Source organism: Enterobacter sp. PI-10 (genome assembly GCF_027947695.1).
Taxonomy (GTDB): Bacteria; Pseudomonadota; Gammaproteobacteria; order Enterobacterales; family Enterobacteriaceae; genus Enterobacter; species Enterobacter vonholyi.
Genome location: NZ_JAJNOG010000003.1, coordinates 209985 through 224304, shown reverse-complemented (window position 1 = coordinate 224304; position 14320 = coordinate 209985). Strand labels below are relative to the sequence as shown.

At 54.7% G+C, this 14320-nt stretch carries 11 protein-coding genes and 1 tRNA gene; 3 read left to right on the top strand and 9 right to left on the bottom strand.

The genetic code is table 11. From position 1 onward, the window contains the following. Nucleotides 1-13 precede the first annotated feature (13 nt). Nucleotides 14-1336, top strand: coding sequence for a long-chain fatty acid transporter FadL (gene fadL, locus LRM19_RS09475; protein WP_032659239.1), 1323 nt, complete (start codon nt 14-16; stop codon nt 1334-1336). 44 nt (nt 1337-1380) lie between these two features. Here the strand turns inward: fadL and mlaA are convergent, their stop codons facing one another. Next, entirely contained in the window at nt 1381-2133 is a 753-nt protein-coding gene (gene mlaA / locus LRM19_RS09470; protein ID WP_115875917.1) for a phospholipid-binding lipoprotein MlaA, read from the bottom strand. Nucleotides 2134-2446: 313 nt separating this feature from the next. Between mlaA and LRM19_RS09465 the strand changes: the two genes are divergently transcribed. Next, nucleotides 2447-3376, top strand: a complete 930-nt coding sequence (locus LRM19_RS09465) for a formate/nitrite transporter family protein (RefSeq protein ID WP_271368457.1) — start codon at nt 2447-2449, stop codon at nt 3374-3376. Between the two features lie 75 nt (nt 3377-3451). Continuing rightward, a tRNA-Arg gene (locus LRM19_RS09460) sits at nt 3452-3523 on the top strand. A 47-nt stretch (nt 3524-3570) separates the two neighbouring features. Here the strand turns inward: LRM19_RS09460 and LRM19_RS09455 are convergent. The 8 genes from LRM19_RS09455 to LRM19_RS09420 all read right to left on the bottom strand — a co-directional run bounded on the left by LRM19_RS09455 (nt 3571) and on the right by LRM19_RS09420 (nt 14319). Further along, nucleotides 3571-4902 (bottom strand): VasL domain-containing protein, encoded by a 1332-nt coding sequence (locus LRM19_RS09455; RefSeq protein ID WP_271368454.1) that lies wholly within the window; start codon nt 4900-4902, stop codon nt 3571-3573. Between the two features lie 103 nt (nt 4903-5005). Beyond that, the gene (locus tag LRM19_RS09450) at nt 5006-5476 is read right to left on the bottom strand and encodes a hypothetical protein (RefSeq protein ID WP_271368452.1); all 471 of its coding nucleotides are present in this window, start codon (nt 5474-5476) and stop codon (nt 5006-5008) included. 14 nt (nt 5477-5490) lie between these two features. Further along, nucleotides 5491-5946: a type VI secretion system baseplate subunit TssE gene (gene tssE / locus LRM19_RS09445; protein WP_059355594.1), complete on the bottom strand. Its 456-nt coding sequence runs from the start codon at nt 5944-5946 to the stop codon at nt 5491-5493. Then, a complete protein-coding gene (gene tssJ, locus LRM19_RS09440) occupies nt 5946-6491 on the bottom strand; it encodes a type VI secretion system lipoprotein TssJ (protein WP_271368450.1) in 546 nt (181 codons plus the stop codon). Before tssJ ends, tssE begins: the two co-directional genes overlap by 1 nt. Next, nucleotides 6469-7554, bottom strand: a complete 1086-nt coding sequence (gene tssG / locus LRM19_RS09435) for a type VI secretion system baseplate subunit TssG (protein WP_271368448.1) — start codon at nt 7552-7554, stop codon at nt 6469-6471. Before tssG ends, tssJ begins: the two co-directional genes overlap by 23 nt. Then, complete coding sequence (tssF, locus tag LRM19_RS09430; RefSeq protein WP_271368446.1) at nt 7518-9272, bottom strand: type VI secretion system baseplate subunit TssF; 1755 nt, start codon at nt 9270-9272, stop codon at nt 7518-7520. Before tssF ends, tssG begins: the two co-directional genes overlap by 37 nt. 41 nt (nt 9273-9313) lie before the next feature. Then, nucleotides 9314-10915, bottom strand: a complete 1602-nt coding sequence (gene tssA / locus LRM19_RS09425; protein WP_271368444.1) for a type VI secretion system protein TssA — start codon at nt 10913-10915, stop codon at nt 9314-9316. Then, nucleotides 10915-14319 (bottom strand): ImcF-related family protein, encoded by a 3405-nt coding sequence (locus LRM19_RS09420; RefSeq protein WP_271368442.1) that lies wholly within the window; start codon nt 14317-14319, stop codon nt 10915-10917. The genes tssA and LRM19_RS09420 overlap by 1 nt, the downstream gene beginning before the upstream one ends. Nucleotide 14320: the final 1 nt, after the last annotated feature.

The window sequence follows — 14320 nt, the reverse complement described above, 5'->3', positions numbered from 1 at the left end:
TGAGGTTATGGTCATGAGCCAGAAAACCCTGTTCAACAAGACTGCGCTGGCAGTCGCAGTGGCACTCGTCTCCACTTCCGCCTGGTCAGCGGGCTTTCAGTTAAACGAATTTTCTTCCTCTGGCCTTGGCCGTGCGTATTCCGGGGAAGGCGCTATTGCTGATGATGCGGGTAACGCGAGTCGTAACCCCGCGTTGATCATGATGTTCGATCGTCCGACTTTCTCTGCCGGTGCAATTTTTGTCGATCCAGGTGTTGATATCTCGGGCCGTTCTCCGACAGGTGCAGATCTGAAATCGGATAACATTGCCCCAACGGCATGGGTTCCAAACATGCACTTCGTGGCGCCGATTAACGACCAGTTCGGCTGGGGCGCATCCGTGACCTCTAACTACGGTTTAGCAACCGAGTTCAATAACGACTATGCAGCTGGAGCGTTTGGCGGTAAAACCGACCTGGAAACCCTGAACCTGAACCTGAGCGGTGCTTACCGTCTGGATAATCACTGGAGTTTCGGCGTTGGCTTTGACGCTGTTTATGCTAAAGCGAAGATCGAACGTTACGCAGGTGACCTGGGCAAAGTCGTCGCTGGCTCAGGCGCACTTCCACCAGCCCTGGCACAGCGTGTGGCTGGTATCCCAGCGGATACTCAGATCGCTTATCTGAAGGGCGATGAGTGGGGCTTTGGCTGGAACGCCGGTATCCTTTATGAACTCGATAAAAACAACCGTTACGGCTTTACCTACCGTTCAGAAGTAAAAATCGATTTTGATGGAGATTACAAAAGCAGCCTCCCTTCTGCTTATAACCAGATCCTCGGCAACTTCGGTCTGCCAATGGGAACCAATGGCCAAACCACTGGCGGCTCTCTGAGCCTGCACTTACCAGAAATGTGGGAATTGTCAGGTTATAACAAAGTGGCGCCACAGTGGGCAGTTCACTATAGCCTAACCTACACCAGCTGGAGCCAGTTCCAGGAGCTGAAGGCGACCAATAGCAACGGCGACACGCTCTTCTATAAAGATGAGAGCTTCCGTGATGCTTACCGCATCGCGCTGGGTACAACCTATTATATGGATGACAACTGGACATTCCGCACCGGTATTGCCTTCGATGATAGTCCGGTACCAGCAGACAAACGCTCTATCTCGATTCCGGATCAGGACCGCTTCTGGCTGAGCGCTGGCGCGACCTATGCATTTAACAAGGATGCTTCTATTGATGCGGGCATATCTTATATGCACGGTCAAAAAGTTAACTTCAAGGAAGGTCCGTATGAGTTCTCTTCCGAAGGTAAAGCCTGGCTGTACGGCATGAACTTCAACTACGCGTTCTAACCGCGACAGAATCAAAAAAGGTGAGCATTGCTCACCTTTTTTATTTACTCAGAATCGATATCTTTTAGTTCGTTCTCGATCGCCTTCGCGTTTGGATTCTCTTCCGGCTTCAGCTTACCGCCGTTGGCAATAAAGTCATGATTCTGGAAGTACGCTTCACGTACCATAATGTACGGGTCAGAAGACTGGCGCAGCAGGCCATCAGAGTCAAGCAATTGCGCGCGGGTTTCAATCCCTTCCACCGTCCATTTACCCACCGACAGCGGCCAGGTCAGCCATGACAGAACCGGATACAGCGTATCGACCATATCACCGCCGTCATCACGCACGGTGAAGCTGCCATAGAACGGCAGATGAACGTAAGGGCCGTAACCGACACCATAATGCCCCAGCGTACTACCAAAACGGTGCGGCTGTTCACGCTGCAGTTTCGGGTTCGCCATGCCTGCGACGTCAATAAAGCCGCCCATCCCCAGAATGGAGTTCAGGAAGAAGCGGGTAAAGTGGACCATCCCCTGGTAGGGGTCGCCCTGCAGGAAGTAGTTCACCATTACCGCAGGCTCTTCGAGGTTGCTGGTAAAGTTACTTAACCCGTTACGCGCGGGCTGTGGAACATAATCGCGCCATGCCACTGCCACCGGGCGAACCACATACGGGTCCAGCACGTTGTAGTTTAAGCTATACATGGAGCGGTTAAATCCTTCGAGAGGATCGGAGCGGCCCGTTTGCTCCCCAGAGCTGGCGCAGCCCACAAGCATCGTCGCGCCCAGCGCAAGCGCCGACAGCCGAAGTTTCATAAAAATCTCCCTGTTCAGTATGGCTATCGTTGATTGCCATCCGTAACGGAGCCTGATGCTCCGTCTGTAAACGTGCAAGCGATTGTAACAGCACGTTTACCGATGTCTATGAGCACAATTACGGGCAGTAACCACCGTGACTCTGATCTCAGCATAGCCTGGCTTTTAGAATTCGTTTCGCTGGCAATTTTATAATGCCTTTGAAAGAGATGTATCACCTTTGTTGTCATTGCTGCCAATTTAAGAGCATCCCCACAGGCATCCCGACAAAAGCCGCTACGCTTAACAGAAAGATCAATCTCCGGGAGCATATATGAAAGAAGTGGGCGAAGAAAAAATTGGCGAGAGCAATGAGGAACTTGAAATTGAAAGCGAGGAGAAAGCGCGCGGCGAGAAAATAGAAATTGACGAAGATCGACTCCCTTCCCGCGCGATGGCCATTCACGAGCATATCCGCCAGGACGGTGAAAAAGAGATGGAGCGCGACGCGATGGCTCTCTTCTGGTCAGCCATCGCTGCAGGGCTCTCAATGGGAGCATCTCTGCTTGCGAAAGGGATATTTCATGTGCAGCTGGAGGGCGTACCCGGCGGTTTTTTACTCGAGAACCTCGGTTATACCTTCGGCTTTATTATCGTCATCATGGCCCGCCAGCAGCTATTTACTGAAAACACGGTGACCGCGGTTCTGCCGGTGATGCAAAACCCCACACTCGGGAATTTCGGTTTATTGATGCGGCTCTGGGGCGTGGTCCTGCTGGGAAATATCATCGGCACGGGCATCGCGGCCTGGGCGTTTGAATATATGCCGATATTTGATGAACCCACACGGGATGCGTTTGTAAAAATCGGCATGGATGTAATGAAAAACACGCCGGTCGAGATGTTCTCGAATGCCATCATCTCCGGCTGGATTATCGCCACGATGGTGTGGATGTTCCCTTCAGCAGGCAGCGCCAAAATTGTCGTGATCATACTGATGACCTGGCTGATTGCGCTGGCGGACACCACGCATATTGTGGTCGGGACCGTTGAAATCCTCTATCTGGTCTTTAACGGTACGCTTCACTGGAGCGATTTCTTCTGGCCGTTTGCCCTTCCGACGCTGGCGGGAAACATCTGCGGTGGAACGTTTATCTTCGCGCTGTTAAGCCACGCCCAAATCCGTAACGACATGTCAAACAAACGCAAAGCTGAGCTTAAGGCACGGGAAGATGATGATAAATCGACAAAAAAAACGACCTGAATGGTGACTCTTTGAGCAGTCAGGCGGCGATGCGCTTAACGCAAAGTGTAAATAAGGCTATACTCATGCCGCCTCGTCCCCTTAGTTAAATGGATATAACGAGCCCCTCCTAAGGGCTAGTTGCAGGTTCGATTCCTGCAGGGGACACTTTACCCTCCCGCTTATTTCTGCACATCGTTTCTCCACACCCGCATTCACTGAGCAGAAAAATCCTGTTTGATTTGAGCATAACGCGTTGCCAGCTGTCTTAGACGCAACTCCAGCTGGGTTTTTTCGGCTTCAGGAAGCGCACTTTCAGCACTATGCTCTGACAGGCGCCGGAGTTGTTCTTCAGCCGGTATGGTTTGGTTAAAGGACTGTATTGTCGAAAAAACCACCGATTTAAGCTCACTTACCGTGATATATTTTCCTTTTTGCTCATCCAGACTACTCAGCCTATGGCTCAGTTGCTGAAGCTTCATCATTCCCTGATACCAGCTGTTCATGGAATCGACAGGTAACGCTGCCGCGTTAATTTTTTGCTTCCACTGCACGGTGAGCGACTTCGCTTCCTCCGGCTGCAATGTCTGGAGTTGCGCTAACAACTGAAGGCTGTAGGAAATATTCCAGTCAGGTGGCAGCTTATCCAGTCGGGCAAGCTGCTGCTGCGTTTCGGTGATAAACGTGGACGGAATGGTGCCTCGCTGCGCTAACGCGTCTTGCTGAACAGGAGTAAGCACTTCAGGTAACGGCGCCAGCGAGGCAATGGCCTGAGTCGTTAAGGGATCCGGTCTCGACAGAAAGCCCCCTCCCCACGCCACGGCGAGGCTGACCACCAGCACAGAACACATCCCGGCAACAAAGGGTTTCCATGGTCTGACAGACCCGTGCGCAGTCGGACGATCCTTTGTATCCGGTTGATTTTCCTGCTGCACAACGTAGACCCATTTCACTTCGTCAATCGGTTCAGCCCTCTCTTGAGGTAACTCGCGACCGGGCATTATGATCGCATTCAAATCTGATGCGTCATTACCGCTTTCCAGCCGTTCAGCACTTGAACGTATCAACGTTCGTAACGTATCGAACTGGCTAAGGTGTTTGAGTTCGAGACGCTGGAACACCGCGCTCAGGCTGGTAAGCAACGCTTCAGCACTATAAAGCTCACGTAGATGGCTGTTGTTCAATGCAAGCATGCGCATGCGCTGCTGCAGGCGCTGGCTCAGGCCACTAAGGATTTCCAGACGAGCGTGTAGCGTCTTCGGCCAGAATACGTCCCACTGGCGGCTAATCAGGGCCTCCAGAATTGCCAACCCTTCGTTCAGGCCAGCTAATCCAGACAGGTGAGTACGGGCAAGGGTGTACCAGGCCGCAGTCTGCAACTCCACACCGTTTTGTTCAAACAGAGAGAGACCGAGTTTTTCGACATATTGCCAGTTCACATCCGGGCGAGCAGGATGCGTAAGCTTACTGAGTTCATCGCGAAGGGCGGCGTAATCTGGCAGCGTACGCGGGTCGCCGCCGGTTTTTAACGTTATATGTGTGGTCATCCTGAAGGGCCTGCATATCCGTGTAGTTAATTTCGTCAGTTGAGATGTAAGGCTATTTTGCGATTAAAAATGCAGTGACTAATAAAAGGAATGAATGTTATCGCTATGGCAGCAGCGCTAAAATCAGGCTGTAAAAAATGCCTTCATCAAATAGTTGTCCTGAACGGGATGAGATATCAGGGGGCGTAAAGATCCAGCCATTTACGCTCCCCACACGCATGAACAGGCGTCCCTGAGAAATCACCTTATCCCCGGAACATAAAGTCACCTCGACACAACCAGCTACGCCCTGTCCATACAGAAAGATCGGCATAAATCTGACCGCTCGGCTGCCATAATGCAGAACGATACCGGAAATCTCAAAAGCCCCGCCCTCCACCAGCAGATCCGGAACGGATACCGTCAGTGGCTCCACATTCAGTCCCGTATCTGTCAGCCACGCGTTCATCTCATCCTGAAGCTCAGCCATTCGCTGGCGAAACTCTGCAATATCAGCCTGACTCCTGCTGATTGCAGGAACAGGTGCAGGTTGTCTTGCCTGCAACTTCTTCAGGAACTGTGATTTTACGGACATGATGTTATCGGACCTTATATACGGAGAGTGGTGTCGAGATACTGCTGTTGCCTGAGATGCCTTAACAGGACCCGCCCTTCGGGCATAAATTCAGTCCCGTAGCGCACCAGGCCAATCCCTTTAAGTTCAGCGTCAATGGCATAGCGCAGTTCACCGGGGACATTCTGTTCCAGCAGGACAACGGTTATTTTTTTCAGGCGTGGTTCATATTTGAGCAGGACAGCAGACAATGTTCCCATAAGCTCATGGGCCGTTCCCGGCATGCCCTGCAGGATTTTGGTCATGTCCGGAAGGCCGTAGTCAGGCAGATGCGCCAGCGTGCCGGCGCGGCAGTTAAGGATACGCTGCATGTTATCAAGTACCGAGAGGATGACCTGATTTTCCTCACTGACCTGGTTGAGGTTGAGGCCGCCTGTAAAATTTCCGGTCAGCATTTCATACAGCGAAGGCGTGTTATGTCCGTAGGGCATCAGTCGTCCTTAAGCGGTTGCAGCGTCAGAGAGTTATCGCCTGCTTCCAGAATTCGCGGTTTATCCGGATCCAGGTCACTGCGTTTAATAACCTGCTTCCAGCCGTTGTTGTCCATATCCGGATGGCGGAACAGCCCTACCACCGCGACAAACTGCGTCTCTTCTTCCATTGGCATATCAAGGTTTGCATCGCCACCCGGTTTCACCACAACATCACGACTGGCCAGCATGTCGTCTTTCAGAATGGTGCTATCATCCTGAAGCAACTGCTGATATACCGTCTTATCGAAGGTTTTGCGGTCTTTGAGCTGGTAAACCCTTACCACCACCGGCTGAGACAGCGAGTTACTTTCACGGGAGTCGGTGTTCAGCGCCTCACGCGCGGTGAAATCCAGATGCAGGATTTTAATTTTTTTATAGAACACAGAATTGAACGCCGATTTGGTTCCGTCGGTGACGCTCTGCGTTACCCCACAGCCAGTTAGAGAGAGTGCTATCAGCGGCATCAGCCAGCGCGTAGTCTTAATTAAACTTGTACGTAACACGTCGGTTTCCTTGTTGTGATTTTGCAGGCTCCAGACCGCTGTAATAACCCAGCTCTGTGGTAAAGGTCTCAGGAATATCATCCGGTAGGCTATCACTGTCAGCGCCCAGCACGCCGTTCAACCCCAGCCAGAAAGGATTTTCTCCAAGCGGTGGAACGGCCAGCAGACGTACGGAAGTGGTCAGGGTAATTCTGGCCTTAAACCGCCAGCCCAGATACACCCGTAGCATTACCAGGAAATCCAGGTACAACTGACCATCCGGTTTCCAGCCCTGCGCTTCCTGTTCGTTGTCCGTCGCGAGAGCAACCAGCAGTTGGCTGCCGGCATCCATCGCTTCGTCACCCAGCGGAGTATTGCCATCAAGCAGAAAATCTTCGTCACCGTAAAAACCCAGCGGCCTGTCTATTACTACAGGCCGGAGACAATACGGACTCACCTGCACCGTCGTCTCGGGGGCCAGCAGGCTCACCAGTGCCTGCATCCCTTCCTGAGTTTTGCCCGGCTGCTGCAAAACCCCCAGCAGAGCCAGAAAGCGCGACACCGGCGTGGCAATATGATTTGCCGTGCCTGGTATCCCCAGACCAACCAGACCCAGTAACGACTGCGAAATGCTGTCGGTGCCTCCAGGCTCAAATGTCGCCGGGTACGAGTATTTACGCCAGACGCGATAAAACTGCGTCAGGATGCGATGACTGAAAATATCCAGAAAGCCCTGCAGCGCCTCATGCCCTTCCCGGCGCTGGGTGATGTCATCGAGATAGGCGGTCGGCAGCGGTGAATCAACGCCATACATCCCCATAAAGGTTGTACGGATGATCGGTGGCTTGCTGTCATCATCCTCGTCATACTCGACAGCCTTCAATTCACTTACAGGGAACCCCATTCCAGAGTGCGGTGCAAAGCGTACCGGGTCATCCGCCGGATGGCTGGTAGAGCCCATCAGCGGTCTGTCCGGATGGCGCTTCTCCAGTAGCTGGCATAAACGATAAAAGTTGATGCGGTGAAGATCGGCCTCCAGCCGCGGGGTCAGCCGGGAATGCGGCGGTTGTGCTTCTCTTCCCATTCCAGGCGCTCTCCGGTCGGTTGCAGAATAATAATCAGGCGGTTAAAAAGATAGATATCGGTGTACAGTGCAAAGAAGCGGCTCAGCATCTCGCCGAACAGACAGATATCGCCGCGCCCGGCAAAGCCGTTGCTCTCAAGCGTCACCTCAATCTGCACCCCGCGCACCAGATATCCCTGCTCAAAGCGTTCCGTTTCACTGTGCTTCACATCGATAATCGCCTCCAGACGACGGCGGTTCATCTCGCTGTCAGTCCACTCGTACAGCGCCAGCGTGCCGCGCAGCACGTCGGCATTGTCCATCATCGACAGGAAGCCGCTGCCGAGATGGCTCAGCACACGCCAGTGAAAGCGATCCTGTGCCGGGGGATAACAAGGCAGCGTCGGCGCACACAGGTTACGCACGGCGATACGGGCTGAAGTGGTTTTCATCACTGTATCGAGCACGGTACTTTGCAACGCTCTGCGAGGTAGCTGGCCATTGGTGCCGGTTAGCGTCAGCGACAGGCTTTCATCCTCCGGCACCGTGTGGTTATCAAACGCTTCCCCGCCGAGGATAAGCCAGGTGTTATGCAGTCCGGAGGGACCTCGGCGCACGCGGGTGTGGTAGTAATATTCCGGGGCTTCATGGCGCATCATTCCGCCCTTGTGGCGGAAGCTGGAGAACGGCACGTAGGTATGCTGGCTCGATGACATCACAGAATCGACAGCGTATATCTCGGTATGGCCATCCTGCACGCGCATCGGGCGCAGCATGTATTCGGTCTGCAGGGAGTTGAGCGTCAGCGGGTCAGATTCCAGCGGGAATAGGTTGATCACCGGCACACAGTTCAGACGCAGATGCTTTTCGGTAAAGCTGAAATCATGCTCCCAACGCTCTGCCAGCACCACGTCGATTTCAAACCATGGGAGCTCAGCCGGAAAGAGTACGGTCTCCAGCCCACGCAGGCCGGTAAACATGAATTTCTCACGGAAGGTGAAATACTCGAGCAGCAGCTGATAGCCGCTAAAGCTGCTGCTGCCTTTCGGCCACAGGACGTCATCATCGCCAAAGCCCAGCGCGGTGAAATACCCGTCGAGCGGTCTTCTGTCCATGTCGCCCGGTATCCGCAGCCAGAGGCGCGCTGCGTTCATGGTAAAGGCTTTATGCATGGCGCAGGCCAGCGGTGCATCAGCGTTGAAGTAGAGCGGGATCTGGCCGAGATCGATACGACTCCAGTCGGCAAGATGGCTGCAGTTAAAGCGCAGGCTGATAACCGAACGCCCGTCAGGATCAGTCGACAGGCGGGCTTGCTCCAGCGATAACGGCAGGAGGGTGATCTCTTTGGTAGTGGTGTACCGACAGCGCGTGCCCTTCTCACCGATCGGCCTTGAGTTCACCTCAAAGCCTTTGGCGATACGCATCGGCTCTTTCATTTCGCGCCAGTCAGGCGTGAACTCCACCACCGACATCGACGGAATGGTACGCAGGTAATGCGGCCACAGCAGGCTGACCAGCCCTTCAGTCAGTTCAGGCAGGTCGTCATCGAGCTTTTCACGCAAGCGCCCCATCAGGAAGGCAAAGCCCTCGAACAGGCGTTCAACATACGGGTCGCGCGCACCGGCTTTATCGAGGTTGAGCATTGCTGCCTGCTCGGGGTGAGCACGGGCAAACTCTTCACCGGCTTCCAGCAGATAGCGCATTTCGGCGTCGTAATAACGCAGGGTTAAGTCGTCCATAAAAAACCTGAATATAGGAATGTTAAAGGTAGCCAGGCGTTTTATCCGCAAAGCACCGCACTGCTTGCCGGGTCGAGCGCAATCAGACCGGCCAGAAGCTGGTCCATCTCAGGCTGAAGGCGTGACTTATCAGTTTCACTGCGTGTAGCTTTCATGCGTAGCAGTCTGAGGCGACGGGATTTCACTTCAAATAACAGCGCCGGTGTCCATTGCGTGAGGGTGATTGACCGTGCGGCGCTATCGAGTTCACCTAACAAATGCAGGGCCAGCTCATTTTTACCCTTTTGCTCGGCTATGCGGGCCATCAGCAGGCGCAGCAGCCATTTGTCTTTTGTAGAGTCGTTACCCGGACGTGTCTGCAGCCAGTGAAGTGTGGCATCCAGACCGTCAGTGTCCGCTTTATCCAGCGCTTCCGGCTCGAGGAGCAGGATATCGTTATCTGTCTCACCAGCAGCACTGACCGGCTCATCCCGCCAGTTGGACATATCGTCGAGCACGCTCTGATTTATCCAGTTGAGCGTGACCTCATCGGCAAACGGCGTACCGTCGTTAAAGGCCAGCGTTTCAAGTCCTGTGAGACGGCTCAGCAGCCCTTTCAGGTCAGCGATGATGATATCGGCCAGCACATCGTGCCCCAATTTCACCAGAGCCTGGTGGATATACCACTGCAAATCCAGCCAGAGGTGATTAGCGCCACGCGAGAAGGTGCTGTCCGCCTGCTCCAGCATCTCCAGCCAGCTCTGCTGCAGATACAACCGTTTGAGCATGGCCCGCTGGTCAGCCCGCGGTGGTTCGATACGTGTTTTCCCTTCGGCATCCGGTGCAGGGATCGCTCTCAGCGTGTCATGGCGCAAGCTTTTCATCAGCCGATGTGCGGCTAGCCAGCCATCAGGCTGCTCGCGCAGATATCCCGTCAGGGTACGGGCCTGGGCCAGCAAATCCTGACCGGAGGTGATGCGGTTCAGAACCGGCGCATCTGACTCGGTCGCATGCGTAAAGGGCTGTGACTGCGCCTTATTCCCTGCGTTCTGCGGTACCACGGCATCCACACCACCGGCCTTCATCAGGCGAGACTCCAGCCCGCTGTACAGGGCATTCAGCTCTGGCCGCGATGCTTCCGGCTCTGTCTCCAGACGGGTACTGATGAGCAGCAAGGCCCCGGCTGTACGCTGTGCATCCTCGCGTATGACCTCCGGGAACAGTGACAGACTGTCCAGGACACGGCTACCGGCAAGCCATTCCAGTGCAGCCTTGCGGCTTCGATCCCGCTGCGGGTGAAGCTGCATGCCGTAGCGCTGCAGTAATCCCGCCAGCAGTTCAAGCCCTTCAGCAAAGCCGGCTTCGCCATCCTGGTGAAGCCGCGCCCAGCAGTAATAGGTCGCAATACGGATGTCTTTGGCCGTGGTGGTCAGTAACTTTTCAGCAAGCGTGCATATCAGTTCGGTATCAATCCCTGAGAGCTTATTAACCTCTTCGCGGATACGCTGAAAATCATCGTCATATCCCGGGTCTTCCCCTGTCGGACTGGCAACGCTTAACGGAGCAAGCCAGGGCTGCCAGTTATCCGTGCGCGCCTGCGCCTGTTCACGCAGTTGAGCATCGTCAGCCTGACAGGCGGTAACCAAATTCTGCAATGTGCTCATTATTCGACGCCCTCCATGTCATTGTTCTCCGTATTAGCCATCAGCGCCTGAGCGGTGGCCGCGCTGTCGACACTGAATATGTGATCCGGCAGCTTGAAACCACGCAGATCCAACAGCGCCAGCGGGCCTTTTCCAAATTGTGAGCGCAGCACCCACTGCAGGGTGCGACCGTCCGGTGCGGTAAAGCTCATCATCCACTGGCTGCGGTCAAGCTGCTGACGCTTGCTCAAGTCCAGCCAGCGGATAAAGCCCCAGGTTCCGCTGTAATCCCCGAACAGACGCGCACCGGCGTTGACCGTGGTCCATGTCAGCATTGTTCCTGGCTTGTAACTTTCTCCCGGCCAGCGAAAGCTCTGCCAGTCGGCCATCTGGTTGAAGTAGTGCAGCTTTTGTCCATCTATGGTTAGCTGCGTCTCCACTACCTGCGGCACAGGACGCGCCTGCAGCTCAAAGCTAATGCCCTGGCTACCATCGGTGAACAGAATGTCTGACAGCTGGCTCAGCTGGTTAATGGCCCGCAGGAAGGCTGGGTTAAAGTTGAGTCCCTGGCTGTTGACCTTATCCGGTACCCACTGGCTGCCCTCTTTGTGCAGCACGCCGTTGAGCTCTGTCGACAGGAAGCGCTCTATCCGTCCGCTGTCCTTACGCACAAATTCAGCCAGCATCGGTAAAGAGGCATCACTTTTGCTGGCAGCAAACGGGAAACAACCGTCAAAGGCAGTTTGCCAGTTCGCGACAACCGAACGGCTCCATTTGTCATTCAGACTGGCTGCCGACGGCTGAAGCACGGTCTCCCAGGCCTGGGTCAGCGGCTGCACAAACATTGTGCTGCCAAATCCGCTCCACTCCTCGCCAAGACTTGCCGAAATCAGGCTACCGTATTGCTGAGTGTCGGTGAGGTCCACGCTTTTGCCCTGGAATACGGTCTGCGCCAGGGTCTGCATCATTGCCTGCGGGTCAGAAGCGCTGGCCACCTGCTGCAGCCGCAGACGCACGCGGGTGATGCGGGTCAGATACGTCTGCAGACTCAGGGAGTTATCCGCCGACATGACGTTGCTGCCCGTGTTTTTACCCAAAAGCTGAAGCAGCGGACCGAAAGTTTCATCCAGTGGTCCCTGGGGACCTGTCGCTGACTGGTCAATTGCGGGTTTGTCTTTTCCACCAACCAGCTCTTTGGCCGATTTGATGATGGAGTCCGAAAGACCTTCGCTTTGCTGGCCTGTCTGTCCCTGCCAGGCGAGGGTATTCATTAGGGCAATCAGTGGCGACTGGCGGACATCGCTCATCAGCGTCAGCTGATCGGTAACGTCCGCAATATTGTTTGCCGGATTAAGTCGCAGGCTGTTAAGGAAGCTCAGCCAGCTGCTGGCAAAGTCGGTGAAGTAGCGTTGCGTCAAGCGCGCTTTCAGGGCTTCCGGCGACAGGTCAGAGGAAACGGCTTTCCGGCTGTCACTCAGCACCCAGTCAATTTCATCGCGGCGCGACGTTGCCGCCTTCTCAATGGCCTGATGAATGCCCCCTTCCCAGGCCTGGCGGGTAAACATGCCCGGCACCACTTCGTCGGTAGTGAACAGACGACGCGCATCGGTACCGCTGGTCATATCCTCCAGGGAGACATCGGCGAAGTTACGACGCACTGACTTGAGCATATTTTCATACAGTGTGCTTTCAGCGTTACGACGCCCGATTTGCTGCAGCAGCACCTGTCGACTCTGGCTGACCAGCTGCGCATCCGGTGTGATTTTCCACTGGGGCTGCTTAGGCAGTTCGGTGATGTAGAAGGCCCACAAATCCGGCGCCAGGCTTTGCCACAGACCGGTAGAAATACCCATTCGTGTCGGCTGCACGGTTTTCAGGGTCTGCGCGTAGAATGCCCCATCAACCTTATCCGGGCGGGCCATCATCAGCCAGGCTTTAAGCTGGTCATAACCCGGCTTCGCCAGCTGTGCACGCTGGTCGCTGTTGGGGGCAGAGTTTGCCAAAGCGTTGAGTTTCTGTGTCAGCGCCTGATTCGCCGGGTCGCGTATCAGGCGGTTGTTTGCGACGCCGTACCAGGGCAGCAACGCATCGAGCAACTGCTGGTTATGGTCCAGACCGAAGCGCTGGTACCAGGGCGCTCCATCCTGAATACGGTGCTGCAGGCGGCCGGCGTCATTACGCAGGGTATGCAGAGCCGTGAGCTGGTAATCCGATACGGAAGGATGCTCCACCAGCGCATGCGCCTGCTCGGCAACAGAGATTATCTGCATGCGGTTGACCGCGAACGACAGCAGTGTACCCGCTCCCCAGATACCGATGATGGTCATCAGCGTCCAGGCCAGCGTCTGTTCCCAGGCCATACCGACCCGGCGGCCACGTACGCGGATGCAGTCATCAACGATACCCTGCCATGTTGCGGGCAGGGCAAGGGCATGGCGTTGTGATTCGGGGATATATTTCTCAGGTTCGGCTGTCCCCTCAGTAGTATGAACAAGGTAACTGTCCGGCAGGCTGAACATCAGACCACGCAGCGGAACACACTGCTGAGAGGCAGCCAACCATGGCACCAGTTGTTGAGTCCAGCGGACGATACCGCCGTCTTTGAGGTACTGGCCCAGACGCAGCAGGAAATCGTGGCCGTTGTTCTCAGCGACCTGACTCATCCCCTGCGTCCGCAATGCAGGCAGCATCAGCTCAAGCTGACGGGTAATATCGTCAGCGTTGGCACGCAGCGGGAAACGGGCTCCTACCGCCTGTTCAGTACGTTTTGCCTGTGACCATTTGCTGTCACACAGTTGCCACAGCCAGACCGGCGCGGAATAACGGAGCAATTCGCTGATTTTTTCCAGCCCGCGTAAATCGTTGTCACTAATTTGTGGGCTCAGATTAAGCGACGCAGGCATGACGCGGACAATACCGTCCAGTGGGCGGCCGCGCCGCAGTTTTCGCAGCGCGGTGTATTTTTCCTTATCAGGCTCAGCGGTCAGGCCACCACCGTAAATCAGAACGGTACGGTTACCTTCGAACCACTGGCTTTCCTGTAGACCAGGAACCAACTGTTCGATTGCCGTCTCATCACCGGTGACAAGCAGCAGGCGGGTTCTACGACACCAGAAGAGCGAGTAACGTCTCCTGAGGTGCTTGCTCAGTGCTGCAAAATAATATTGATCCGACGTTATTTCTTCGTTGTGATAGTTTTCACCATCAGGCGTAACGGGAGAGAGATTTTGTTGCCTGGACAACGTAAAAAAGACCAGGGTGCATAATGTGGCAGTCAGGATGATGAAACCTGCCAGTACATACCAGAAATTATCATCACCACTCTCAGAGGGCAACTGCGTTGTCTGTGCAAAAACAAAGAGTATCATCAGCAGGACTGCCACGATGAGTAGCCCAGCGCCCAGTGGCTTTGAAACCTTTTTCATG

Excerpts from the sequence above, each read along its gene's own strand:
- fadL (WP_032659239.1), top strand. The coding sequence starts at position 14 with ATGAGCCAGAAAACCCTGTTCAACAAGACTGCGCTGGCAGTCGCAGTG.
- mlaA (WP_115875917.1), bottom strand. The coding sequence starts at position 2,133 with ATGAAACTTCGGCTGTCGGCGCTTGCGCTGGGCGCGACGATGCTTGTG.
- LRM19_RS09465 (WP_271368457.1), top strand. The coding sequence starts at position 2,447 with ATGAAAGAAGTGGGCGAAGAAAAAATTGGCGAGAGCAATGAGGAACTT.
- LRM19_RS09455 (WP_271368454.1), bottom strand. The coding sequence starts at position 4,902 with ATGACCACACATATAACGTTAAAAACCGGCGGCGACCCGCGTACGCTG.
- LRM19_RS09450 (WP_271368452.1), bottom strand. The coding sequence starts at position 5,476 with ATGTCCGTAAAATCACAGTTCCTGAAGAAGTTGCAGGCAAGACAACCT.
- tssE (WP_059355594.1), bottom strand. The coding sequence starts at position 5,946 with ATGCCCTACGGACATAACACGCCTTCGCTGTATGAAATGCTGACCGGA.
- tssG (WP_271368448.1), bottom strand. The coding sequence starts at position 7,554 with ATGGGAAGAGAAGCACAACCGCCGCATTCCCGGCTGACCCCGCGGCTG.
- tssF (WP_271368446.1), bottom strand. The coding sequence starts at position 9,272 with ATGGACGACTTAACCCTGCGTTATTACGACGCCGAAATGCGCTATCTG.
- tssA (WP_271368444.1), bottom strand. The coding sequence starts at position 10,915 with ATGAGCACATTGCAGAATTTGGTTACCGCCTGTCAGGCTGACGATGCT.
- LRM19_RS09420 (WP_271368442.1), bottom strand. The coding sequence starts at position 14,319 with ATGAAAAAGGTTTCAAAGCCACTGGGCGCTGGGCTACTCATCGTGGCA.